This is a genomic window from Micrococcoides hystricis, from assembly GCF_042434215.1.
In the GTDB taxonomy this organism is placed as follows: domain Bacteria; phylum Actinomycetota; class Actinomycetes; order Actinomycetales; family Micrococcaceae; genus Micrococcoides; species Micrococcoides hystricis.
Map to the genome: position 1 here is coordinate 222,503 of NZ_JBHLUB010000031.1, position 23,466 is coordinate 245,968.

The 23,466-nt window shown below is 58.3% G+C and carries 26 protein-coding genes, 1 tRNA gene, 1 other RNA gene, 1 pseudogene and 1 riboswitch; of the genes and pseudogenes, 12 read left to right on the forward strand and 17 right to left on the reverse strand.

What is annotated here, in order from left to right:
- Positions 1–146 precede the first annotated feature (146 nt).
- Positions 147–1,316, reverse strand: a complete 1,170-nt coding sequence (locus tag ACFFFR_RS10165) for a hypothetical protein (RefSeq protein ID WP_377460122.1) — start codon at positions 1,314–1,316, stop codon at positions 147–149.
- Positions 1,317–1,835: 519 nt separating this feature from the next.
- On the opposite strand from ACFFFR_RS10165, the gene ACFFFR_RS10170 reads away from it, so the two are divergent.
- Positions 1,836–1,994, forward strand: a complete 159-nt coding sequence (locus ACFFFR_RS10170) for a hypothetical protein (RefSeq protein WP_377460182.1) — start codon at positions 1,836–1,838, stop codon at positions 1,992–1,994.
- Between the two features lie 212 nt (positions 1,995–2,206).
- Here ACFFFR_RS10170 and ACFFFR_RS10175 read toward each other — a convergent pair.
- Positions 2,207–2,368: pseudogene (locus tag ACFFFR_RS10175) on the reverse strand (helix-turn-helix domain-containing protein); the annotation flags it as partial.
- Positions 2,369–2,706: 338 nt separating this feature from the next.
- Between ACFFFR_RS10175 and ACFFFR_RS10180 the strand changes: the two are divergent.
- The gene (locus ACFFFR_RS10180; RefSeq protein WP_377460124.1) at positions 2,707–3,183 is read left to right on the forward strand and encodes a hypothetical protein; all 477 of its coding nucleotides are present in this window, start codon (positions 2,707–2,709) and stop codon (positions 3,181–3,183) included.
- A gap of 154 nt (positions 3,184–3,337) precedes the next feature.
- On the opposite strand, the gene ACFFFR_RS10185 is transcribed toward ACFFFR_RS10180, so the two are convergent.
- Together ACFFFR_RS10185 and ACFFFR_RS10190 are read right to left on the reverse strand one after the other, a co-directional pair.
- Positions 3,338–3,727 (reverse strand): hypothetical protein, encoded by a 390-nt coding sequence (locus ACFFFR_RS10185; protein WP_377460126.1) that lies wholly within the window; start codon positions 3,725–3,727, stop codon positions 3,338–3,340.
- Between the two features lie 220 nt (positions 3,728–3,947).
- Entirely contained in the window at positions 3,948–4,418 is a 471-nt protein-coding gene (locus ACFFFR_RS10190; RefSeq protein ID WP_377460128.1) for a hypothetical protein, read from the reverse strand.
- A 235-nt stretch (positions 4,419–4,653) separates the two neighbouring features.
- Between ACFFFR_RS10190 and ACFFFR_RS10195 the strand changes: the two genes are divergently transcribed.
- The 5 genes from ACFFFR_RS10195 to ACFFFR_RS10215 all read left to right on the forward strand — a co-directional run bounded on the left by ACFFFR_RS10195 (position 4,654) and on the right by ACFFFR_RS10215 (position 8,732).
- Positions 4,654–5,010, forward strand: coding sequence for a hypothetical protein (locus ACFFFR_RS10195; RefSeq protein WP_377460130.1), 357 nt, complete (start codon positions 4,654–4,656; stop codon positions 5,008–5,010).
- Between the two features lie 45 nt (positions 5,011–5,055).
- A riboswitch (SAM riboswitch) is annotated at positions 5,056–5,175 on the forward strand.
- A gap of 163 nt (positions 5,176–5,338) precedes the next feature.
- The gene (locus ACFFFR_RS10200; RefSeq protein WP_377460132.1) at positions 5,339–5,743 is read left to right on the forward strand and encodes a hypothetical protein; all 405 of its coding nucleotides are present in this window, start codon (positions 5,339–5,341) and stop codon (positions 5,741–5,743) included.
- 430 nt (positions 5,744–6,173) lie between these two features.
- Positions 6,174–7,277 (forward strand): GmrSD restriction endonuclease domain-containing protein, encoded by a 1,104-nt coding sequence (locus ACFFFR_RS10205; protein ID WP_377460134.1) that lies wholly within the window; start codon positions 6,174–6,176, stop codon positions 7,275–7,277.
- 52 nt (positions 7,278–7,329) lie between these two features.
- A complete protein-coding gene (locus tag ACFFFR_RS10210; RefSeq protein WP_377460136.1) occupies positions 7,330–7,953 on the forward strand; it encodes a SatD family protein in 624 nt (207 codons plus the stop codon).
- The gene (locus tag ACFFFR_RS10215; protein ID WP_377460138.1) at positions 7,950–8,732 is read left to right on the forward strand and encodes a hypothetical protein; all 783 of its coding nucleotides are present in this window, start codon (positions 7,950–7,952) and stop codon (positions 8,730–8,732) included. The genes ACFFFR_RS10210 and ACFFFR_RS10215 overlap by 4 nt, the downstream gene beginning before the upstream one ends.
- A gap of 54 nt (positions 8,733–8,786) precedes the next feature.
- On the opposite strand, the gene ACFFFR_RS10220 is transcribed toward ACFFFR_RS10215, so the two are convergent.
- Positions 8,787–9,296: a DUF2087 domain-containing protein gene (locus ACFFFR_RS10220; RefSeq protein ID WP_377460139.1), complete on the reverse strand. Its 510-nt coding sequence runs from the start codon at positions 9,294–9,296 to the stop codon at positions 8,787–8,789.
- 167 nt (positions 9,297–9,463) lie between these two features.
- Between ACFFFR_RS10220 and gnd the strand changes: the two genes are divergently transcribed.
- On the forward strand, positions 9,464–10,858 hold the full coding sequence (gene gnd, locus ACFFFR_RS10225; RefSeq protein WP_377460181.1) for an NADP-dependent phosphogluconate dehydrogenase: 1,395 nt from the start codon (positions 9,464–9,466) through the stop codon (positions 10,856–10,858).
- A gap of 4 nt (positions 10,859–10,862) precedes the next feature.
- Here the strand turns inward: gnd and epsC are convergent, their stop codons facing one another.
- From epsC to msrA, 3 genes are all read right to left on the reverse strand, one after another.
- Entirely contained in the window at positions 10,863–11,447 is a 585-nt protein-coding gene (epsC, locus tag ACFFFR_RS10230; protein ID WP_377460141.1) for a serine O-acetyltransferase EpsC, read from the reverse strand.
- A gap of 65 nt (positions 11,448–11,512) precedes the next feature.
- A complete protein-coding gene (gene cysK, locus ACFFFR_RS10235; RefSeq protein WP_377460143.1) occupies positions 11,513–12,448 on the reverse strand; it encodes a cysteine synthase A in 936 nt (311 codons plus the stop codon).
- Positions 12,449–12,520: 72 nt separating this feature from the next.
- Positions 12,521–13,048, reverse strand: coding sequence for a peptide-methionine (S)-S-oxide reductase MsrA (gene msrA, locus ACFFFR_RS10240; protein ID WP_377460145.1), 528 nt, complete (start codon positions 13,046–13,048; stop codon positions 12,521–12,523).
- A 92-nt stretch (positions 13,049–13,140) separates the two neighbouring features.
- Between msrA and ACFFFR_RS10245 the strand changes: the two genes are divergently transcribed.
- Together ACFFFR_RS10245 and ACFFFR_RS10250 are read left to right on the forward strand one after the other, a co-directional pair.
- Entirely contained in the window at positions 13,141–14,007 is an 867-nt protein-coding gene (locus ACFFFR_RS10245; RefSeq protein ID WP_377460147.1) for a Nif3-like dinuclear metal center hexameric protein, read from the forward strand.
- A 43-nt stretch (positions 14,008–14,050) separates the two neighbouring features.
- Complete coding sequence (locus ACFFFR_RS10250) at positions 14,051–14,734, forward strand: reverse transcriptase-like protein (RefSeq protein WP_377460149.1); 684 nt, start codon at positions 14,051–14,053, stop codon at positions 14,732–14,734.
- Between the two features lie 31 nt (positions 14,735–14,765).
- Here the strand turns inward: ACFFFR_RS10250 and ACFFFR_RS10255 are convergent, their stop codons facing one another.
- Positions 14,766–15,572, reverse strand: a complete 807-nt coding sequence (locus ACFFFR_RS10255; RefSeq protein ID WP_377460151.1) for a YaaA family protein — start codon at positions 15,570–15,572, stop codon at positions 14,766–14,768.
- A gap of 34 nt (positions 15,573–15,606) precedes the next feature.
- On the opposite strand from ACFFFR_RS10255, the gene rnpB reads away from it, so the two are divergent.
- Positions 15,607–15,982, forward strand: an RNA gene (rnpB, locus tag ACFFFR_RS10260) — RNase P RNA component class A.
- Positions 15,983–16,210: 228 nt separating this feature from the next.
- On the forward strand, positions 16,211–17,662 hold the full coding sequence (locus ACFFFR_RS10265) for a glyceraldehyde-3-phosphate dehydrogenase (RefSeq protein ID WP_377460153.1): 1,452 nt from the start codon (positions 16,211–16,213) through the stop codon (positions 17,660–17,662).
- Between the two features lie 107 nt (positions 17,663–17,769).
- Here the strand turns inward: ACFFFR_RS10265 and def are convergent, their stop codons facing one another.
- The 8 genes from def to ACFFFR_RS10305 all read right to left on the reverse strand — a co-directional run bounded on the left by def (position 17,770) and on the right by ACFFFR_RS10305 (position 23,293).
- Entirely contained in the window at positions 17,770–18,372 is a 603-nt protein-coding gene (def, locus tag ACFFFR_RS10270) for a peptide deformylase (protein WP_377460155.1), read from the reverse strand.
- 41 nt (positions 18,373–18,413) lie between these two features.
- The gene (locus ACFFFR_RS10275; RefSeq protein WP_377460156.1) at positions 18,414–19,034 is read right to left on the reverse strand and encodes a phosphoribosylanthranilate isomerase; all 621 of its coding nucleotides are present in this window, start codon (positions 19,032–19,034) and stop codon (positions 18,414–18,416) included.
- Between the two features lie 229 nt (positions 19,035–19,263).
- The gene (locus tag ACFFFR_RS10280) at positions 19,264–21,123 is read right to left on the reverse strand and encodes an FAD-binding monooxygenase (RefSeq protein WP_377460158.1); all 1,860 of its coding nucleotides are present in this window, start codon (positions 21,121–21,123) and stop codon (positions 19,264–19,266) included.
- Positions 21,124–21,307: 184 nt separating this feature from the next.
- On the reverse strand, positions 21,308–21,778 hold the full coding sequence (locus tag ACFFFR_RS10285; protein WP_377460159.1) for a hypothetical protein: 471 nt from the start codon (positions 21,776–21,778) through the stop codon (positions 21,308–21,310).
- A 68-nt stretch (positions 21,779–21,846) separates the two neighbouring features.
- On the reverse strand, positions 21,847–22,158 hold the full coding sequence (locus ACFFFR_RS10290) for a winged helix-turn-helix domain-containing protein (RefSeq protein ID WP_377460161.1): 312 nt from the start codon (positions 22,156–22,158) through the stop codon (positions 21,847–21,849).
- Positions 22,155–22,571 carry a hypothetical protein gene (locus ACFFFR_RS10295; RefSeq protein ID WP_377460163.1) on the reverse strand — a complete coding sequence of 139 codons (417 nt, stop codon included), beginning with the start codon at positions 22,569–22,571 and terminating at the stop codon, positions 22,155–22,157. The genes ACFFFR_RS10290 and ACFFFR_RS10295 overlap by 4 nt, the downstream gene beginning before the upstream one ends.
- Positions 22,572–22,952, reverse strand: coding sequence for a hypothetical protein (locus ACFFFR_RS10300; RefSeq protein WP_377460165.1), 381 nt, complete (start codon positions 22,950–22,952; stop codon positions 22,572–22,574).
- Positions 22,953–23,217: 265 nt separating this feature from the next.
- Positions 23,218–23,293, reverse strand: a tRNA-His gene (locus ACFFFR_RS10305).
- Positions 23,294–23,466: the final 173 nt, after the last annotated feature.

Here is a 23,466-nt window from a genome sequence, read left to right on the forward strand (position 1 = left end):
CGGCGGGCATCTCGCGGCCGCAGATATAGATCGATGCCTGTGTCGTGCCGGCTATCGATCACCCCTCCCCAGCCCAAGCGCTCGAACTGCGCCAAGACCGCAGACACACCTGAGGTTCCTGTAGCTGCGTTCTTTGACGCAGGCACCTACGCCTCCTCCGTTGCCTCGTCCGTAACAACTCGAACGTTGCGCATCGCATCGCCAGTGAATATGAGCGGAATGAACGAGTCTCGAAACGCGATTCCCGCTGGCCGCTTTGCAGGCCCGCCACCGGGAGGAGTTGTGAGGGGAAACCTCATTCCCACCGGAGCCTTGCCGGAAACATGGTCAGGATGTGGGCCGCCCACCGGATAACCGGGATGAGCGGGAGCGCCCAGATAGTCGGGAAGGTCTACCCGTCCTTCGAAATGATTCGTGGACGCGACATGGAACATCGCCCCGTGGGCCCAGGCGATCATGTAGGCCTCGGCGAGAACGGCAGGGACATCCACCCTCAACTGCGTTAGCTCCAGCCCTTGTCGATGCCCGTCCACTTTGGGCGCCTGTGCGAGAACTTCGATGACGGGGCGGTCGAAGATGTCCACGGCGTCCGGGCCGGTCAGCACGCCAACCGGTATGGTCCCATCTGGGCTGGGCGGAGTGGTGACGAATGAGACTTTGAGATCATCACGAGCGCGGACTGAAAGACCGTGCTTGACCTTGTTGTGAGCAGCGTTGAGTTGGAGCTCATGTCCCACGAGTAGGTCGATAGCGAACTCGAGCCAGCCAGCGAACACGTTGGACGCTGAAGTGAGTTGCTCCGTCATCCCGTTCTGCAAGTCCTGCTCGCGGAGAACCAGACGGGCGAACTGCATAGGAGCCTCCGCCGAGGAGAAGGACTCGCGGAGCTGGCTGATGACCTGATCGAGTTGGTTTGGCCCGGCCGACAGGGCTACCCAAACGCACGTTTCAGCGACGTTCGTCCGTTGCGAGAGTGCCGCCGTCAACCGCACAAGCGACTCAGCCGCATGGTGCCGCAGGGCGTACGCGTCCGTGGCGACCTGTGTAGCAATGGACCTCGGCGAGGTCTCGGGCATGAAGTCCACCGGCCGACCAAGGAGGCAAGCAAACCGCCCACGGGTCTCGGTCGCGTGTTGCTGTTCATCAGCGGATGCGGCCAGAGGATGCTCATCGCTGTCGACCTCCGACTCTGCCCACCACAACATCATGCCGATCCGAGCGCTGAAGTACCCGTACGGATCAGACGACAAGAACGTGTCGTCAAGCTCCTGACACTGCTCGGCCGTTAAATCTGGTCCGGTTGGTGGCTGGTACATTCAACAATCGTATCGTAGCGAAATCTGCCTGCCCGGTTGCCTCGCCGCGCCACCGGCGCGCAGCATGATCAACGCTTCATATGAGAGTAGACTGGAAAACCAGTCGGAGCGCTCCAAGACAGCGACCAAAGCTGTCCAGCTTCTTCCTTCTGACAGGAGTCACCCATAGATTGCCTGATGAGGCGGATTTCTCCTTTGTAGCGCGCCGGTCTCGGCAGACCCTCGGGTCACTCTACAACGAACTGCCTCACCAGATGCACTGTGGGATGGAGAGGAACAAGACCATGAACCGTCTGATCTGGACCGTCAGTGTCCACAAGCGCTATTTCCTGCAACGCTATAAGCCCACCAACATGCTTCTGGAAGCGATCTGAACTCGCCGACACGGATTGAAGTGGGGCATCCCCGCGACGCTGCTCGCAGTCCCGAACATACTGGTCTCGAACGTCTGTGTTCAACTTTTCGAGGACGGCGCTCCCCGGATGGCTCCACCTGGCAGTACTGTGGGCGATCTGGAACATGCTCAAGTTGCTCTGGATCGGTCCGGTCAGCGGTGTGCTCCTGATCCGCGCCCGTGTCTGCGAGTCCGTTACCGCCCGTCGCGAGCGCGCCAGCTCGCCGGGCGGAGCAGGCATCGCCGAAGAGCGGGCCGTGGTGGAAGCGATAGGTATCCGTTGAGGTGTGAGAACTCGAGCACCGGCCCGGCGACAACCGCCGGCACGGATCGTCCCGCCACACGCGATAACCGACGAGCGCGCGGCCTCGGTGCTGACTCCGAGTCGTGCGGCGACTTTGGCGAGCGTCATCCCACCCGCATAGAGCTGGGTGGCGTCCTGTCGGATCGCGTCGGGCAACTCCGGTGGACGTGCTGCCAAGCCTGCCTGTCGAGCTATCTCTCGCACGGTTCCGCGGTGCACGTTGAATCGCGTCGCCAGCTCCCGCACGGGCATCCCATCGGCGTACCCGGCGATCAGTTCGGCTCGATTGGAGACGCTCAAACGATTTTGAGACTGCCGTGAATTCTCACGCACCGGATCGCGCTCATCGATCATCCGAGCACCCCGAGCGCGCGGCCGACGAGCACGAGAACCCCGTGGCACACGGGAAATCAGCGATCCGAGCGGCTACCGGGGGTTTGAGAAGCTGCTACGGAGGTCCACCAAAGTGGAAAGCTGCAGTAACTCGCGGTAACGAACCCGCCCGATGTGGCGGGTTTTGTTTTCCCACATTGCCCCACGATGCCGCAATATAGCGCCGCTTATCAACCTCTTGGTCTCCCAAGAATCTCCGCTTCAGGAAAGTGAACTTCTTACCTCTTTGTTGGTGAGCTCGCATATTGACTTAGAGTGTCTTCACGCCGGGTTATGGCATCAGCTGGTTACCATGAGGCATGGATAAAAGAGTACTTGGGGTCCTGGCCACCATCGCTGTGCTGCTGACCGGTTGCGCGACTGCCAATAATTCCGATCAGGAGACCGCGGCCGATTTTCAACAGCAGAATGAACGACTCCTGTCACTCTGCGATGGAGCCGCAAGCGTCGAGTCGGGACAGAAGTTTCTGGTTTTGCGCTATGCCGAAGACTTCACTAATGAAGAAGAAGCATTCGGAGACGTTAGCCGCTGGGCTAAAGAATGCGTCGTAGGGGTTGGTATGGCTGAGCTTGATACGGATGAGTTGGTGCTCAGTGTTACCGACAAGACTGTCGAGGAAGGACCTGACGAGCTGAATGCCGTCTTTAGCGTAGACACCATCAAACGAATCGCAGCAGAGAAGAACTCGATATCAGCCTCCGGCATTTGGGGCCAGGCCGATGATCTTTCGCTTGGTCCAAGGATGGGCAGCTCCTATGCCTCCCTAGTCGATTAGGGGCCTCTTTGTAAGAGTTCTTTCTCCAACCCCCTTGTTTGGTGCGTCGGCCGCCAATGTGGGCCAAAGCAACAATTTTGCCTCTGGCTATCCTCGTCCAACGCCGAGATCTCAAGGACCACCCACAGGGTGGAGCGGAAACGAGAGGAACGGCCTATCTTTTCCTTGGCGTAAAGGAGGTGCGGCACGTCCACTTGGTCTTGCCCTTCACCGCAGTTACGGTCACTGGGACCTTGCGGTTCGGGGTCGCCCTGCTGACGTAGTACTTGATGCTGGCCGTGCCTTTAGTCGAGGCGGTGGCTGTCTTACGGTTCTTGGATGTCTTGTAGTGGGCAACCGTCGTGATCTTCGCCTTCGACGCAACGCCAGAGACCCTCACATAAGTATTGGAGTATTGACGCGGCTTGCTGTTGGACATTGTTGCCTTGCACGTCTTGGTGGCAGCTTCGGCTGGAGCGGCGTCTGCAGCGACGGATCCGGAGGCTAAGGCAAGGATGGCCAAGCCAGCAGCGAGTGTGCGACGGAACGAAACGGAAGCGATCAAGGCTGCCCCTATGAAAGAACGTGTGCGATTGGAACTGCGCTATTGAGCCAAGGAACGGCGCTAGTTAGCGCGAGAGCGGAAGCTCTCGATGCTCGTATAGTACCTGAGATTCAGGGGCTCCACGGCCATTGGGTTTCGCACAGATTTGTCCCCTAAATTCAAGCATCGATTTCGGAAGAAAGACATCGGCGAACTGCGGCACGAACACGTCTGGCCGAACCTACAGGTGGCAATCTACGATGGTCAGCCATTCGTCTTCCGGAGCCTCGGAAATGAGGCGATTTACTTGCGGCGCCCATTGCTCCCAACTGACATCCTCAGGGTCGCTCGCCCAGCCGTCCGGCCGGTCCAACGAATGCCATTGCCCGTGCTGCACTACAGCGTAGATCTCCGCGGTCGTGTCACGGTTAATCGTGATCGCGCGCTTCCGGGCTCGATTGGTGGTTCTCGTGGAGGTTCGTTTCAACCCCGCGCGCTTGTCGAATATTCTTCGAAGCATCTGTGGCTTGGGCGTTTCGTGATCTTGCGGATCAGCATCTGGACGCAACGTGAAACCGCCGGCGAATCTGCCGCCGATTTCCCACCAATCCCATTCGTACTCGCCAACCCCTGTAGCATCGTTGTCGATGCCGAATGGGGCAAGCTGCTCTTCGACGTTCTCACCGAAGACGAGGACCTTGAGATGGGCCATGATTCTGCTCCTATCTTCTACCAGACCTTTGACCGCGGCAGGCTGTCTCATCAGGCAAGGCTATGCCAAGTTACGTTGCTAGGGTCAGGCATGAAGACGATTCTGTCTGTCTTCGCTACCATCGCATTCTTGGGTATGACCGCGTGCTCAGATTCTGGGAAGCCGCCGATCAAAGATGGTCCGGAAACCATGACGCGCTTGGCCGACCATTGTAGTTGGGCTGTGTGCGGGAGCCGTGAGTGCAAGAGCCTCGATCGAGGGCCTGACCGTCACCTTCGAAGAGGACTTCACAGACCCGGATGACCCCGTCGCCAAGACCAATGACTCAGCAAAGAAGTGTTTGCGCAAGGTCTCCGAAGGAAACGTAAGTCTCGGTGAGCTGGCCATGCAGGTTGTGGACCGCTCCTTGACCAAAACATCCGCGGCTGCGGAGCCCCACGCCATCATCCTTGAGGCGATCTATTCCCGGGCAACGATAGCCGCAGCGGCCGACAAACTCGGCCACGATCCCGCACGCAGTGCGTGGGAACTCGCCGATGAACTGAGCATCCATACGGGGGCTGGCACTGAGCTCATGCAGGCTGCGGGCTAGGCGTCTGTTGCCGGATCGGCAAACTTGGGGTAGCTTTGGTCGCAAGGTCAAGAGAACTAGCTGAACGACTTTGGACGAGGCTAGTCGGCAACCGCGTCACCCGACACGGTGCCTTCCAAAGAAGACCTGGGCCCAACCAATACCGGTTGCGGTCAAGCCGGGTCAGGCACTAGGTGCCGACCTCCTTTAGACAAGGAGTTTTGTCATGTCTGCAACACACTCGAGCAATCCCAAAGCTGCGCGTCCTTTTCCACCTCAAGATGGCCCTTGCGTCTTCAACAGGGCGCACAACCTCATCGGTTGCGAAAATTATGGGAGCGGCCACACCATGCACTGGATCAAAGCGAAGTTTGCCATGCAGCGCGGGTGGATCTGGCGTGACGGCATCGTCACCGAAGTCGACGGCCAGCTTGGCAGGGTTGCCTACCTGAATGAAACAGCGCAACCACGAATCTGGTACCACTTGCCATTGGAAGAGTTCATCCAAGTGGGGGACCCGATCCGACTTGCGGAGAGTCTAGGCGGTGTGCTTATGAACGGGGCGCGAATGATCAACATCGCAATCGCGGATGGTGCCGGAGAAATCCCAGAGCCAACCGATCCGGAGGAGCTGGCCAAGTGGAAGCACCAGGCGGCACCCGTGATTACCAATCTGGCGACCGGGCAGTCCATCTCACTCGGTGCTGGCGAGTATCTGCGAGATGAGAACATCACCCGCGACGAACAAAACTAACTTAATAGAACCCCACATAGGTGGTGGCGTCAGTGTTTACCGGCGTCACCACCTATGTGTATCTACGGTGATGTTGGCCACGGTCGCTCAGGTCCTCATCAGGAATGTCGGTGCCGGCGACTACAGTGATGGGAGCATTGTTCACCCGTTTATAGCCGTGAAGGATCTCATGAAGCGCGCCCACAACCAATCCCCGCTCAAGCGAAATCAAGACTCGCCGCGGACTGCCTTGATACTCGGGATCATTGGGTTGGTTCTTGCACTCGTTCCGGGAACGGCAAGCCTAACGGGGATTGCCCTTTGCGCACTTGCGTTGTGGCTGGCATTTGCCAAGAGTATTCCCGGCCAGCGGCGGGTCCGTGCTGCCAAAGTCGTTGCCAGTATCGGTCTTGCAATGGCGGTAATCATGCTTCCAGCGACGTTAGATGCTGTGTCGGAAGAAAACCGCGAAGCAGCACTCGAATACGCCCACGGCGCTGACCCTGACCAAATCGAAACCCCTGCCGCACCGACACCGTCTTCTAGCACGCAGGAACCGAGCCCGACAGCAAGTAAGACCGCGAAACCTTCGCCAACGGCAACGGAGTCGAGCGCGGCAGTTGAGAAGCCCAAGACTAAGAGCACCCGGAAAGCCAAGTCGAGCGAGAAGCCGGCAAAAGCTAAGGCCAAGGCGGGTACGGCCTTGAGTGCCGCACATCAACTCACGGTGAAGGGACGAGCTCCCAAAACAGGATACGACCGAGCAAACTTTGGTCAGCGGTGGGCTGACATCGACCGCAACGGTTGCGATCAGCGCAATGACATCTTGCGCCGAGATCTCCAGAATGTCGTCATCAAAGCCGGCACTCAGGGGTGCGTGGTCATGTCGGGATCTTTCCTTGAGCCTTTTGCCGGAACACAGCGCTCATTCCAACGTGGACCTTCGAGCAGCCAAGAGATCCACATCGATCACGTTGTGGCCCTGTCAGACGCATGGCAAAAGGGCGCTCAACAGTGGAGCCAAGATAAACGAACCCAGTTCGGAAACGACTTCCTGAATCTGCTCGCTGTCGATGGTCGTCTGAACCAGCAAAAAGGTGACTCAGATGCTGCATCCTGGCTGCCTCCAAATAAAGCGTACCGGTGCCCTTACGTGGCCCGTCAGGTCGCCGTGAAGCAGAAGTATGGCCTGTGGGTCACTGCGGCTGAGCAAGATGCCATGGTGCGGGTCCTCTCCAGCTGCCCGAATGAGAAGCTTCCAACTAGCGCTGCCATCCCGAGAGACACCGACGCACCCGTTTCGAAGAGTGCGCCAAGATCAACACCGAAACCAACACCAGCGACTAAGAAGCCACAACCCAAACCTAAAGCGGTTCAACCTGCTCCGAAACCACAGCCACTCGTGGGCACACCACAACAGGATGGCACCGACCCACGCTTCGGCACCTGCAAAGAAGCCAACGCCGCCGGGTATGGCCCCTATGTTCAAGGCCGAGATGTTGAATACTATTGGTATCGGGACCGAGACAAGGACGGTGTCGCCTGCGAGAGGTAAGGTTTGCGCAACACCCCTTATATTTGAAATTTATAAGCGGTAGTGTGGAGTTATGGATCAACCGACACCCGTCATTGCGGACATTGTCCAATCGCGCAAACTCCCCGACCGTGCTGCAACACAGCAAGCTATTCAGGAGGCCATCAACGCTGTTGAGAAGCCTTTCGCGGTTCCTGCTGGGATGAAGCCAACCGTGGGAGACGAGTTTCAAGCCGTCTATGCCTCACTTGCCCAGGCGCGAAGAATCCTCGTGCAGCTGAAGCTGTCTTTGCCCGAAGAAGTTGAGCTGCGTTTTGGCATTGGTGTTGGGGAGATATCCCAAGTCTCCGGAACGGCCTTGCAAGATGGCCCCGGCTGGTACGCGGCCCGCGCAGCAATTGAAGAGGCAGAGTCTCGGGCCAAATCTGCTCAATCTTGGGTACGTTCATGGGTCGGTGATGCCGCCGATAATAGCCGGGTAGCCGATCTTAATAGTTCACTGCTGCTTGAGGATTTTCTTCTGAGCAAGATGAAACCACGGGAACGACGTCTCACCTTGATGGCACTACAAGGCCAAACACAGATTGAGATGGCGCGAGTTGAAAAAATATCTCAATCAGCGGTGTCCCAAAGCTTGCAACGATCTGGTGGTGCGGCGCTGATCGCCGCGATTCAGCTAGGGGAGGGGGAACAGTGATAGCCGCCATCATCCTTTTCCACGTCGCACTTGGTGTGCATCAGAACTATTGGCGCAAGCCGTTGGTGCGAATTCTGCTCACCGCCGTGATCTCCGCCGGATCGATCGCTGTTCTCTACTTGCTGGGCGGAGTCTCGTTCCTCAACGCGGTCTTACTAGGGTTGGCTGCGGCTGCCGTCGCGGTGGCCTTCGGGTTCGATAAGACACGCATTATCGGTGCGCTTTCTTTGGTGACTCTGCTTACCGCGTCGCTACTACTCGAAGAGTGGCTGGTCGCCGATTCCGTACTGGTTGGACATGTGTTGCCGCTGGGAGGCAGTGTTGTGCCGCTGCCACTGGTGATTGCAAGTTTCGCGACGTTCCTGCTGTTGGCGCGCCCGACCAATGATCTTTGTAGGTCCGTCCTGCTCAGAATGCGAGTCGATGATGATGCTCAAGGGAGTTCGACTCCCGAACCGAAATCTCGGCGGGGTTGGCGTCTGATGATTGGAAGCCGCGCCTTAGCTACGGTGCACCAGGATGATGTCCATGAAGTCATGCAGCTGAGAGGCGGTCGTTTCATCGGACCCTTAGAGCGCTGGCTTATCGTCCTGCTGGCAGTAACTGATCAGCCAACGCTCATCGCAGCACTTGTTGCAGCCAAAGGCATCGGCCGCTTCCCGGAACTGTCAGCTGACCGCGCCAGAGGGGCGAAAGCCGAGGAGTTTTTGGTTGGCAGTCTCGTCAGTTGGGGGTTTGCAGGTCTGGCGGCGCTGTTGATCGTGGTGCTAAGCTCATAGACGCTATCCGCCAAAGCGCTTATAAACCATATTTATAAGCTCTTCTTCGGGACGCTATTTGTTGTCCTCAATCAGCCAGTACTCTGAGCCGTCATTGGCCCGTCCCACGATCATGTTGTCCACCATGAACCGGCGCATGAACGCGGTGTCTTCGTGGTACCGCGACAGTCGCTCATCCACTTGGGTTTCGGTGAGGTGCTGCCCTGAGGAAAACACCGCTGCGGCGACCAGACGCATCAGTTTTTCCCGGTCGTTCTGTTTGGCCGGGAACTGTGAAATGCGCCCCTCACGCATGAACTTGACGACTGTCTCATTCCCGTCTGCTTTCTTAGCCTCATCCTGGTTCAGCAGCTCTTTGAAAATCCCTGCGTTTACGCTGAACCCTGACTTGTCGAGCACGATCAGTTTGGCCCGCTGCAACTGGGAGAGGGCTTTGGCGACGTTGGGATTGTCTTCTTCAGACATTTGGAAGGTGCCGAGTTCGACCTGGGCAAAAACTTCGCGGCAGACCGGATGCGCTAAGGCTGCAAGGACCGGGTACATTGCTTTGAAATCGTCAGCCACGGTGACACTCTCCTGAAGGACTAGAAAACTTTGGGCGCTGTGTTCAAAACTACCCTAACTAGACAGGAAGTTGGCAGCTTGCACAGTAGGCTTGAAGCAAGCATCATCACGCGTTGAGGAGAAAAGTGAGCAGCAAAGCAGACATTGGCGTCAGTGGCCTAGCCGTCATGGGCGCGAACCTCGCCCGAAACTTCGCCCGCCACGGTTACACCGTCGCGGTACACAACAGGTCGATTGGCCGCACCGAAAACTTGTTGGCTGAACACGGGGATGAAGGTAACTTCATCAAGACCGAATCGCTGTCTGAGCTGGTTGAAGCTTTGGAACGTCCGCGCCGGGTGTTGTTGATGATCCAGGCCGGGTCCGCCGTAGATGCAGTCATTGAAGACCTGCTGCCCTTGCTTGATGAAGACGACATCATCATTGACGCCGGGAACTCACACTTTGCCGACACCCGCCGGCGCGAAGAATACGTCGCTTCCAAGGGCTTCCACTTTGTCGGTATCGGTGTTTCCGGTGGTGAGGAAGGAGCCTTGAACGGTCCCTCCATCATGCCCGGCGGATCCGAGAAGTCGTACGAGTCCCTAGGGCCACTCTTGGAGTCGATCGCTGCTGACTACAACGGCGAGCCTTGCTGCAGCTGGATTGGCACTGACGGTGCAGGCCACTTCGTGAAGATGGTGCACAACGGTATCGAATACGCGGATATGCAGGTCATCGGTGAAACCTACGACGTGCTGCGCACCGCCGCCGGGAAAGAGCCGGCAGAGCAAGCGCAAATCTTCCGGGACTGGAATGATACCGAACTGTCCAGCTACTTGATCGAAATCACCGCTGAAGTCCTAGGCCACCAAGATGCTAAGACCGGCAAACCACTTGTCGATGTGATCGTGGATGCTGCAGGCCAGAAGGGCACCGGCCGTTGGACCGGGATCTCCGGTTTGGAGCTGGGATCCGCGATTTCTGCCATCGCTGAGTCCGTGTTTGCTCGTTCGCTGTCCTCACTCGGGGACATTCGAACCGAAGCTCAGCAGAAGCTAGCCCCCGCGCTCGGAGAAGTTCCGTCGGTCGGCGAAGACTTCGTGGAAGACGTCCGCTTGGCGCTGTACGCCTCCAAGCTGGTCTCCTACGCCCAAGGGCTCGACATGCTGCAGATGGCTGATTCCGAGTACGGCTGGGAGTTGAAGCTTGACGAGATCGCTGCCCTGTGGCGTGCCGGCTGCATCATCCGCGCCGAACTTCTCGACACCATCATGAAGGAGTATGCGGGGGCGAATCCGCCGGCGAATCTCCTGTTTGCGCCACGCTTCACCGAAGCCATGGCTACCGCTGTCCCGGCCCTGCGCAAGGTGGTCGGTGTCGCTGCGGCGCACGGGATCCCGACACCGGTGTTCTCAGCAGCGTTGGCGTACTACGACGGTTTGCGCCGTGACCGGTTGCCGGCAGCCCTGATCCAAGGGCAGCGGGACTTCTTCGGTGCCCACACCTATAAGCGAGTCGACGAACCCGGTGCATTCCACACCGATTGGTCCGGCGATCGTCGCGAAGAAAAGATGGACTAGTTCGTTAGATCCACATAGCCGGGTCGACGTATTCGGCCGGATCCACGGCGGGAGCCTTTTCGGCTTCCCCGCGGGTTCGGCTGACGCCCGGAATGCCGGTCACGATTGAGTTATCCGGAGCATCCTTGACCACCACGGCGTTCGCGCCCACAGCGGAGTCTGCGCCGATGGTGATCGGACCGAGGATCTTCGCTCCCGCGCCGACCACGACCCGGTCACCCAAGGTTGGGTGACGCTTGGTCTTAGCCAGTGAGCGGCCGCCCAACGTCACCTGGTGGTACAGCATGACATCGTCACCGATCTCGGCGGTCTCACCAATGACCACTCCCATACCGTGATCGATAAAGAACCGGCGCCCGATCTTGGCGCCCGGGTGAATTTCGATCCCGGTCAAAAAGCGCGTCATCTGGGAGATCAGCCGAGCCGGTGCCTTCAGCTTGTCGTGCTGCCACATCTTATGGGTGACACGGTGCGCCCAAATCGCATGTAAACCGGAATACGCAAAGAAATTCTCTAGATCGCTGCGTGCTGCTGGGTCGTGGTTACGGGCACCCTGCAGATCTTCATAAATGCGGGAGAAAATGCTCACGTTTTCCTTCTTAGTCGTATATTCCGGTTCGTGGTCTGCATCTCATCTTAGCTAGTGCATGGCAGCTAGCTGCGGATGTCCTCAAACAGCACCGTGGAGATGTACCGCTCACCGAAGTCTGGGGCGACGGTCACGATCAGTTTGCCGCGGTTCTCTTCCCGGGCAGCCAGCGCCAAGGCAGCAGTCACATTGGCGCCGGTGGAGATACCGCCCAAAATGCCTTCCTTGACAGCCAGTTCACGGGCAGTCTTCACGGAGTCTTCCAGTGTGGCCGTGTAGACCTCGTCATACAGTTCGGTATCCAGCACAGATGGAACGAAGTTCGCGCCAATGCCCTGAATCTTGTGTGGGCCAGGACGGCCTTCAGACAGGACAGGGGAGTCCTTAGGCTCAACCGCCACGATCTGAATGTCTTTCTTCTGCTCGCGCAGGTAGTGACCGGCACCGGTCAAGGTGCCACCGGTACCAATGCCTGCGACAAACACATCAACGGCACCATCAGTGTCGTTCCAAATTTCTTGTCCGGTCGTGTCGAAGTGAATCTTCGGGTTGGCTTCGTTATCGAACTGGCGAGCCCAGATCGCGTTGTCGGTCGACTCGACAATCTCTTGCGCCTTCTCGACTGCTCCGCGCATCCCGTCGGAACCCGGGGTCAGGACGATCTCTGCGCCGAATGCGCGCAGCATGACACGACGCTCGTTGGACATGGTTTCCGGCATGGTCAGGATGACTTTGTAGCCGCGTGCAGCGCCGACCATGGCCAAGGCGATACCGGTGTTACCGGAGGTGCCCTCGACAATGGTGCCGCCGGGCTTCAAGGCACCGGAGGCTTCAGCAGCATCAACGATCGCCGCACCGATGCGGTCTTTTACCGAGTTAGCCGGGTTGTAGAACTCAAGCTTGACGGCGACGTCCCCTGGCAGGTCTTCTGTGAGTTTGTTCAGCTTCACCAGCGGGGTTCCGCCGATAGCTTCGGTGATATTGGAGAGCATCTTACCCATAACGATCGTAAATCCTTTGAAATTTGGTCGTGACTATTCAGTACAAGAGTAGTTGGGGAACTGCGCGAGGAATCAACTTTTCAGCCATGAAGAGTAATATTGGCGGACCTTGGCAACCTTAGGGTTGATGATCACCTGACAGTAGCCGGAGTACGGATTGTTGGCATAGAAGTCTTGATGAATCGGCTCAGCCACGTGGAAGGTGCCAAGCGGCTCCAGCGTTGTCACGATGGGATCGGCCCAAAACTGTTGCGCGTGCTGGATCTGCTCGGTGAAGAATTGCTTCTCTTCTTCAGAACGGTAAAACAGGGCAGAACGGTACTGGGTGCCCACGTCATAGCCCTGCCGGTTCAAGGTGGTGGGATCATGGCTGACGAAAAACAGTTCCATGATTTGTTCACGGCTGATGACCTGGGGATCGAAAACCACTTCTACCGCCTCTGCGTGTCCGGAACCGCCGGCACAGACCTGCTCGTAAAAGGGGTTGGCCGTGTGTCCGCCGGTATAGCCGGAGACAACGTCCTTGACACCCTCTACCTGACGGTAGACAGCATCCAAACACCAGAAGCAGCCACCGGCCACCACTAAGGAATCGTTCATACAGTGCATAAGCACATCCGGCTGCCGAATAATTCCCGGACCTCATGGCAGACTTGTAGGTGACCGTCCTTTCCGCAGCAGAAAGCGCCTTCATGACCACTTCGTCCTCAGCCAGCCTGACCCTTTCAGAGGTTCTGGAAATCGTCGAACAACTTTGGCCAGCTCACCTGGCCCAAAACTGGGATGCGTGTGGACTGGTGACTGGACGACCGGAGGCACCGATCGAGCACATCCACTTTGCACTTGACCCGGTCCAGTCCGTGGCCGATGAAGCGGTGGCACTCGGCGCGGACCTGTTGATCACCCACCACCCGCTGTATCTGAAGCCCACCAACTCGGTCGCGGCGACCAGTTTTAAAGGCAAAGTGGTGCACACCCTGATCGAAAACAAGGTCGCATTACTTGCCGCACACACCAACGCGGACTCGGTGGTGGGCGGTGTCTCCGATGTACTCTGCGACATTCTGGACATTCAGGATCGTGAACCGCTGCAGATAGCGCCCAACGGGTTGGTGGAAGAAGGCATCGGGCGGGTCGGTACCTTGCCCGAGCCGAAGACACTCGAACAGTTAGCCTCGACCTTGGCCTCGGTGCTTCCGGCGGTAGCTGGCGGGATCCGGGCTGCGGGGGACCGCAATGGCATCGTCAACCGGGTCGCGATCGTCGGCGGCGCCGGCGACTCACTCTTCGACCAGGTTCGTTCCAGCGGCGCCGACGTTTACATCACCTCCGATCTTCGTCACCACCCGGCTTCCGAAGCGAGAGAGGCGGCCGTTGAAGATCGTCCGTACCTGATCGATATTTCCCATTTCGCCGCCGAATGGATGTGGCTACCGGCCGGTGCTGAGGCACTGGAGCGTGCCCTTCACGACGCTGGCCACTCCACCCGTGTCACGGTCTCAGGGATCAACACCGATCCGTGGGACTTCGTCCTGATGCCCCAACCCGACGCACGCTAGCCGCTCCCAGCCGAACAATCTTGGAAGATCACAGACCCTTTTGATGAGCACTGACTACGATTACCTTTTGCAAGCGGACGGCGGATCCCGTGGCAATCCAGGCACCGCCGGGTACGGCGCCGTCATTTATGATCGCGGCGGCAATAAAATCGCCGACGTTGCCGGCCCACTCGGAAAAGCCACCAATAACGTTGCCGAATATTCCGGACTCGTGGCAGGCCTAGAGCTGATTGCTGAACGCGACAAAACTGCGACGGTCCACGTGCAATTGGATTCCAAGCTTGTGGTCGAACAAATGACCGGACGCTGGAAAATCAAGCACCCGGACATGCAGGATTTGGCACGAAAAGCTCACAAGATCCTGCCGCCGACATCAGTGAGTTACGAGTGGATACCCCGGGATCAAAATACGGTCGCCGACAAGCTTTCCAACGAAGCGATGGACGCGGCTGCTGCTGGACACACTCGGCCGCGCATCCGCCGCTTTGATCAAGCACCGGAAGATACCACGACGGCCGTTGCAGACCAGCCGGCAGACTATAACGCGACCTTGCCTTTAGAACTCAGTTACAACGCGGGTGAGCTCACATTGACGCTGGCCGGTACAGCCGACGAGTATGCCAACGTGTTGACATGGTTGGGGGAGGCCGGCGTGTCCGTGCAAAAGGTCGGTCCACGCACCCTGGTAAAAGCCCCGGTGCAGCTACTTCTGAAGAAAGACGACTAGAGCCTCGCCAACGCTGGGCCGGGGCGGGCCACTATTCTTCTTCAGGCAAGATGAGCGCCAGCGTCTGCGGCTCTTGGGCTTTCTTGGCGGCAAAAATTTCCACGGTGTAATCGGGGAAGAGCCCTGCCACCAGAGAGACGAGCTGATCGATCGTCGCGGGTTCATCGCCAGCGGCTGCAGCGGCCACCAACTTCCCGGCGAGGATGCCCCGGTAGTGCTTGGCGTGGTGCGAGATCTTCTTCAATTGACCACCGACGGTATTAAACACGTCGACGTGCACACTACGGTCAGGATCAGTCGGCATGGACTTTAGGTAGCTGGTTGAGCGGCAATCCACGATCACCTCTTCGCTGGTTTTTTCGGCAAACAACTCAGTCAAACGCTTCTTCCAGAAGCTGGCTAGCCCGCCGATCCGGGTTCCGTTGTAGACACCAAGGTTGACGTCCATGCTCAACCGGTAAGCCGGGATCGCATCCCCCAGCCGAACCAAGCCAAAGAGGCCGGAAGAAACCAACACATTCTCTGCAGCCCACCGCTGTTCTGCTGGGCTCATCTCAGCGAAGCCGAGTCCCTGAAACAACACGCCGGTATACACTTCATGTGCCGGCGCAGCGGGTGCATCGACCAAGTCAAGATTCGCTTCGACGGCCCCGGCCAGCGATTTGCCAACCTTCAACCGGGTGAGGGCATCTGCCGACGCGCTCACCTCCGCCAACCCGGCCATGACCAGCTCACGGTCCGCACGCAACTGCTGGAACAACAGAGCATCGAGGTCGGTGGGAGCATGGGTCGGGGCAGCGGGAGTTTTGCCTTCAGAAGGCGGCAGCAAGATCTTCACAGCCTCCAAGCGTACTAGAATGGATCAGTCAGAGCAGGTTGACCAGACGGCCGCGTGTGCCGAACATTATTCGGCGCCCGAGGAACGTCCGGGCACCGCAGAGCAGGATGGTGGCTAACGGCCACTCGGGGTAACCCGCAGGAAAGTGCCACAGAAAGCTAGACCGCCGGCCACCTTCTGGGGGCCGGTCAGGGTGAAAAGGTGGTGTAAGAGACCACCAGGATGGCAGGTGACTGCCACCGCTGGGTAAACCCCATCCGGTGCAAGGCCCAGCAGGACACGCTTGAAACCCGCTTGGTTGATGTGTCCGGGTAGGCCGCTTGAGCCTAGCGGCAACGTTAGGCCTAGATGGATGGCCGTCACGTTCGATTCCGAACGGACAGAACCCGGCGTATCGGTTGGCCTGCTCTGGCCTAGATTTGCGCCAAAGATCACGTTACTGACCGGTTGTGGGTGAATTCACCCAAGAATCTTCAAAAACCGTTGACGTATTACTAACCCCAGCTCACGAAACGGCCGCTAATTCATTAGAATGGTGGCTGATGGCAGCAGCCGAAAACTCTTACGGATCATCCAAGCTGCCGGCATAACGGCCGAGTCAACAAAGCAGTTGACTCCGCAGAACGGAAGGAACAAGCGTGACCACAAGTTCGCAAGACCATATGGCGGCATGGACAGAGAATGAATCTCTGGCAGAAGCCCTCATCCCCCTGATCGGCAAGCTCTACCGCGAGAACAACGTGGTGTTGAGCCTCCACGGCCGCCGCCTGGTAAATCTGTCGGTGATCGGTCTGCTGAAAGCACACCGCTTCGTCCGCCAGATTGAAGAAGCCGAACTACCGGTTCAAGAGACCTTCCCGATCATCGAAGCCTTGGCCAACCTGAACTTGGGTGCGGCCAGCATTGACGTTGCCAAGCTCAACGCCAAATACAAGAAGTCCGGCAAGGACCTCGACGCATTCCTGCAAGAGGAACTGGCCGAGGTCATCGGCAAGGGCGGCGAAGGGGCCGTTGAACCAACCGATGTCGTCCTCTACGGTTTCGGTCGTATCGGTCGCCTGCTGGCCCGCATCCTGATCGATCACTCCCGCGGCGGCTCCTCCAACCTGCGCCTGCGTGCCATCGTGGTCCGCAAGGGTGCCGACAACGACCTGCAGAAGCGTGCCTCACTGCTGCGCCGTGACTCCATCCACGGCCCATTCGACGGCTCCATCAAGATCGATGAAGAAAATAACGCCATCATCGCGAACGGCAACTTCATCAAGATCATCTACTCCAACGACCCATCCGCGATCGACTACACCGAACACGGCATCAACGACGCCATCGTGGTCGACAACACCGGTATCTGGCGAGACGAAGAAGGCCTCGGCCAGCACCTGAAGTCCAAGGGCGTGGCACGCGTCCTGCTGACTGCCCCAGGTAAGGGCGATCTGAAGAACATCGTCTACGGTGTCAACGACAAGGACATCACCGACGCTGACAAGATCATCTCCGCGGCCTCCTGCACCACCAACGCCATCACCCCGGTACTGAAGGTACTCAACGACACTTACGGTGTTGACCACGGCCACGTAGAGACCGTTCACTCCTACACCAACGACCAGAACCTGATCGACAACTTCCACAAGGGTTCCCGTCGTGGCCGCGCCGCCGCCCTGAACATGGTGCTCACCGAAACCGGTGCCGCCAAGGCTGTCGCCAAGGCTCTGCCTGAACTGAAGGGCAAGCTCTCCGGTAACGCCATCCGCGTTCCAACCCCGAACGTGTCCATGGCAATCCTGAACCTGGAACTGGACAAGCCAACCAGCAAGGAAGAACTCAACGAGCACCTGCGCAAGGTCTCCTTGGATTCCCCGCTGCAGCGCCAGATCGACTACACCGACTCGCAGGAAGTTGTCTCCACCGACTTCGTGGGATCCTCCCGCGCCGGCATCGTCGACGGTCTTGCCACCATCGTGAACAACGAAGGTAAGAACGTCATCCTCTACGTCTGGTACGACAACGAGTACGGTTACTCCCACCAGGTCATCCGCTGTGTCGAAGACATGGCCGGTGAAGAACGTAAAGCGTTCCCAGCTGCCGAGTAAACACTCGCCACTGAGCTGAACTAAAAAGTCTCGGCCACTGCCCAGAACGGGTGGTGGCCGAGACTTTCTTATATTGTTCCCAGCTCGTTGCCGCTGGGAAAGGACGATTAGCCTTCTTCGGTCTCGTCTTGGTCGTCGTGACCGAATGGGTCCGGGTCCACACCGGGTAGCCACGTGTTGCCCGCCTCGGTCCAGCCCAGCTTCTTCTGCGTCTTCTTCCACTGGCGTGACCAGCGTGGGTTCAGTCGGTCTACGTAGAGGTACCCGTCCAAGTGGTCATACTCATGCTGCATGATCCGGGCAAACCACCCGGTGGCCTCAAAGTCGATCTCATTGCCGTCGAGGTCAAAGCCTTGTACGCAGACGTGCTCGGAGCGCTTCAACGGGTAGTTCAGGCCTGGCGCAGACAGACACCCCTCTGATTCCTCTGCGCGGGACGGGGCAGCCTGAGATACCTTGCCGAGCAGGGTCAGCACCGGGTTGATCACCACGCCGCGGGAAGGCGCGTCGCCGGAATCTGGGTAATCGTATGTGAAGATCCGCAGGCCCACACCGACTTGGGGAGCGGCGAGTCCGACCCCGTACGCCCGGTCCATGGTGACATACATGTTTTCCACCAGTTCGCGGATCTCCGGGGTGATCTCTTGGACCTCCTGGGCCCGGCGGTGCAGGACTGGTTCACCGTAAATGGTGATCGGTAGGACAGTCACGAAAGCGTTGACCTCTTTTTCGGTTTCTTGAGGGAAAAATCTTAGTTCGAGTGCGCGGCTTTGGCGGCAGCTACAAACCCGCGAATCAGCTCGGGGTCCTTGACCCCGCGGGAAGCTTCCACACCGGAAGAGACATCCACCCCGGCGGGCTTGAACAGCGCGACCAACTCAGCGACGTTGGCTGGCCGGAGCCCACCGGCAAGCAACCAGTCTCCGGGCGGGAAGTCTCCGTCCAAAACGGCCGGGTCGAAAGTGACACCAGCACCTGGTTCCACGGCGTCCAACAGGATTCGTTCTGCATCCCACGCCGCCCGTTCAGACTCTTCGAGCTTGCTGTAGGCGTCGGCAGAAAAAGCGCGCAGCACGGTAAAACCGGCAGCCTTCACGGCAGCTAGATCCGCAAGGGTTTCATCCCCGTGCAATTGGACTGTTTGGACCCCTGCCGCGCGAGCAATCCTGATGACTTCGTCGATATCTTGGTTGCGAAAAACCCCGACCATTTCAACGTTCTCGGGTACCCGGCTCACCAGCTCGGCGACGGATTCAGGGTCAATGCTGCGCGGGCCTCCCGGAACGAAGACAAAGCCGATCGCGTCTGCACCGGCACGCACGGCGGCGTCCACGTCCGTGGGGGTTTTCAGCCCGCAAATTTTGACGAACACCGTACCTGCCTTTTGCTCATCCTGTGTTTTCGTTCTGCAACCTTACTTTACCGCTGGGCCCAACGAGAGCGCGAAACGTCGCTGTTGTGGGTCCTGGGTGAAAGGAAAAACGTATTGGTCACCGGTTAAATGCCGGCGGCGTCCCCGCGGTGCTGAACCCTTGAGTTCTTGAGCACCTGCGGGGACGCCGCAGCAATCATCCAGTGGCGAGAGCCGACTCGCCGTGGTGTTAGACGGTGAAGATTGGCTTGAAGAAGGCAGCCAACTCGTCAGTGGCATCCAGTGGCAGCACGTGAGCCACGTACTGGTCTGGGCGGACCACCACGACTACGCCATCCTTGGACAGCTCACGGATGTCGAAGATGGATTCTTCAACATCTGCAGCGAAGACGTTCTCCAAGTTCACCAAGCCGAACGGGCCGTTCTCCGGCTTGAATATGGCTGGTGCCTTGGTGATGTCCACTTCGTCGTACGGGGTCTGGTAAATGGCCTTGACATCGAACAGGGCGTTGATGTCTTCGCCGTCCTTGCGGTGGGCCAGCACCGGGGACTCTGGGTTGGTGCCCAGCCATTCGCCGAATTCGTGCAGCTTGGTGGAGTCCTTGTCGCCGAACGCGTAGATGCGCCAACGGCCGTCAGCCTGGTGTAGGTGACCAAGATGCTTCGGGTTACCGTCGCAGACGCGGTTGACGATCACGGACTTGAAGCGCTTACCCAAGGTGAAGCCCTTAGCCAGATCCTGGTGCTTGTTGTTACCGACAATCAGTGACTCTGGGTATTCGGTCATGAAGCCGGCAGGGAACTCGATGGTCTTGACGTAGAACTCTTCCAACGCGGTTGGGCTCTCGAGCTCTTCAGACTTGGCTGCCATCATGGAGGACCACTCGCGGTCAAAGTCGATCAGGTTCTGCGCGATGACCTGACGCTCGGCGGTGTAGGTGCTCAGCAGCGATTCTGGGGAGCGGCCTTCCAACACGTGGGCCAGCTTCCAACCGAGGTTGAAGCCGTCCTGCATGGAGACGTTCATACCCTGACCGGCCTTGGCGGAGTGTGTGTGGCAGGCATCGCCAGCGATGAACACGTGTGGCATGCGCTCACCGGCTTGTTCCACGGGAACATCGTCGAAGCGGTCGGTGACGCGGTGGCCGACTTCGTAGACGGACCACCAGGCGACGTCCTTGACGTCCAAGGAGTACGGGGTGATGATCTCGTTCGCCTTGGCAATGATGGTGTCCAGTGGGGTCTTGCGGACTGCGCCGGCGTCATCGGCGGCGACTTCGCCTAGATCCACGTACATGCGGAACAGGTAGCCGCCTTCACGTGGGATGTGCAAGATGGAACCGTGCTTGGACTGGATGGCGCACTTGGTGCGAACATCCGGGAAATCGGTGTTTGCCAGAACGTCCATGACGCCCCACGCGTGGTAGGAGACACCACCAACGTGCTGAGCGCCAATGGAGTCGCGCACGCGGGAACGGGCACCGTCAGCGCCGAGCACGTACTTGGCCGAGATGATGCGCTCGTTGCCGTCTTCATCGGTCAGGGTTACCTTCACCGGGTAGTCACCTTCATTGGTGACCTCCAGGGTCTGGAATTCCCAGCCGTAGTTTGGCTTCAGGCGGGCCGGGCCGTGAGCGGCGGCTTCTGCGTAGTAGTCCAGTACGCGGGCCTGGTTCACGATCAGGTGCGGGAACTCGGAGATGCCGGTGGGATCATCCGGGGTACGTGCGGTACGCACAATGTGGTCTGGGTTTTCTGGATCTGGCTTCCAGAAGCACATCTCGGTGATGCGGTAAGCCTCTTGGATGATGCGCTCGGCAAAGCCGAAAGCTTGGAAGGTTTCCACGCTGCGCGCCTGGATGCCGTCAGCTTGACCAATCACCAAGCGGCCGTCACGGCGTTCTACCAGGGCGGTGGTGATGGAAGGGAACTGCGCCATCTGGGCGGCAGTCAGCATACCGGCTGGTCCGGAACCGACGATCAGGACATCAACCTCATCGGGCAGCTCTGCCGGGCGGTCGATTCCGACGCCAGCGGCGGGCTTAATGCGTGGATCAGTGGATACATATCCATGGTGGTGGAATTGCACTAGGTGCTCCTCACTGCTCTGCAGGGTTAGCTAAAAAGACCGTAACGGGGCATGCCTCTGTTGCGCTGGAGGCAAAACGCTATGTGATCTTGACTATACACGAAACCGTATACGATTTGGTGGGTGTGGTGAAAATTCTTGCGAAAGCTTTGCCAATGCTCAGCCTCAATGATCTTGATGCCTCCTAACTGCGCCACGAAAAGACGGAGACGTCATAGGGGCCGGCACCGATCGGCGTGTCAGAGGGTGGCTGTTGTTGAAGCGCGGATTCGGGCACAACGTTGCGAAACGTCATGGTGGGGGAGTCGGTGCTCAGGCCGATGAGTTCGATCTGCCAGCGCCAGTCGGCAATGTAGTTGGCTTCGAGCTTGATGCTGTCGGTCTCGGCAGTTCCGGTGAAGACCTGCAGATGAGGTTTCTGATGCCAGGTGTCGACCCAGCCGACGGTGACGATCTTGGATTCTTCGTGTGGCGCCCCGATCAAGAGTTGGCCATATTGTTTGCCGTCTTGCGGGTGGGCCCAGCTGTAGGAGATCGAGAATGCGCCCAGACTCAGCTCGGTTATTCTGGCCTCGGTCGGGCCGGTACTGAAGTCGTCGTTGGGCATCAGGCGAAAAGTCGCTTGGCCAAAGACGGTGCGCGTATCAGGAGCCATATATCGAGCCTAGTCTGCACCCTTATTTCTCGCTAGGGTCCATTCGGTATGAAGGGGGACCTAGTGGGCTATGTGCCGGCGATGCTCTGTAGAGCTGCCAGGTGTTGCTGCCAGCTGTCTCGGCCCTGTTTGGTTAGGGAAAACCAGGTGCGGGGTCGCTTTCCCACGAAGCCCTTGGAAATCTTGACCATCCCAAGTTCTTCTAGCTGACTTGCTTGGCGGGACAGGACCGAATCGGAGACCTCAAGGTGCTCCTTGGTGGAGGCAAAATCAAGCTTTTCAACGCCCGCGAGTGCCGCCATGAGGGAGAACCGGACAGGATGCATGAATGGTTCTACCAGCTTCAAGCGTGGGTGACTGTCTTTAGCGGCGGAGGTCATGAACGTGCCTCCCAGACCGCCCCAATGAGCGAGATGGCCATGATGGCCAAGGCTGCAACAAGTTGGGCGTGTGGGAATGGTGCGAAGATGCCAAGAGACCACAGAAGGATCCAGGCGATCATGAAGCCGACCCAGCGTTTACCGAAGCCGTGCTTTGAGGTCTTGCCGAAAATCGTGCTGAAGAAGATGAGGGCCAAGATCCAGCCCATCATCAGAATGAAGGCCGGCAGATCGAATAGTCCATCACGATGGCTAATGAGGTACATCGAGCTGGCGGCGCCGAGTCCCAGCTGAAGGCCGATCGCTGGCCAGCTCGCCGTGGAGCGAGACTGGGTGGTCAGCCGATCGGCCTTCCCCAACAGCTGTTGGGCCTGAGCTGGGTCGAGTTGATGCTCATGAGCTGGGCGATCCATTTAGTTCTCCAGCTGTACGTGGCGACGGTACGTGACGACGGTCAAGGCTGCACCGATTACGAAGACCGCGGCAGCCATGAACAACGCGCTCGTGGGGGCCATCAGGGGTGCGACAACAAGGGCCAGTGCAGCGCTGAGAATCACTGCGACAAAGGTTGTCGCGTAAAGTGCGCGCAGTTCCGGAGTGCCCTGAAGTAGACGAACAGCTGGCATGAAGGAAGCGATGACAAAGACCGGCAACATGGTCATCGCTGCCGGGTGCATGCCCAGCGTGCCAATCATGTAGGTCAGGCCGGCGGCTCCTGCGCTGAGACCACCGAGAATGCCTAGGGTCATAGTTGGTTTGCTTGCGGTGTCGGGGGTATGGGCTACGGCGGTCATTGCTGACTCCTTGCCTTGTTGGGTGCCCCATTTCCGGGGAGTGGTTCAAGCCTAACAAGTAGTTTCCAATATGGAAAGTACTTTCTTGAAAAAAAGTTCGGGATGGGTGAACAGCGTGGCTAGAAGCAAGGGAAATCAGCGCAGCCGGGCGATACAAGAGGGTTTATTATGCACCGTTGGTGGAGAGGGGATTCGCTGAGGAAACAAAACGAGGTGCGAATCAAAGTCAGGATTCTTCCTGCTCTAAGATTCACACCTCGTGAATTGGGGTGAGTAACGGGGCTTGAACCCGCGACCTTCTGGACCACAACCAGACGCTCTACCGACTGAGCTATACCCACCAAAGTGAGCTGTTCATTGCTGAACAACAGATTCTATCTTACACAGTTTTTGGGAAAAAGAAATTTGGCGGCGTACCTTACATATATTGATCGCGTAGCCCAAGTCGTGCCTCACATACTTTGATCGCATGCCTCTACGCTGACGAGTATGAACAAGGACGTGGTGTCAGTGG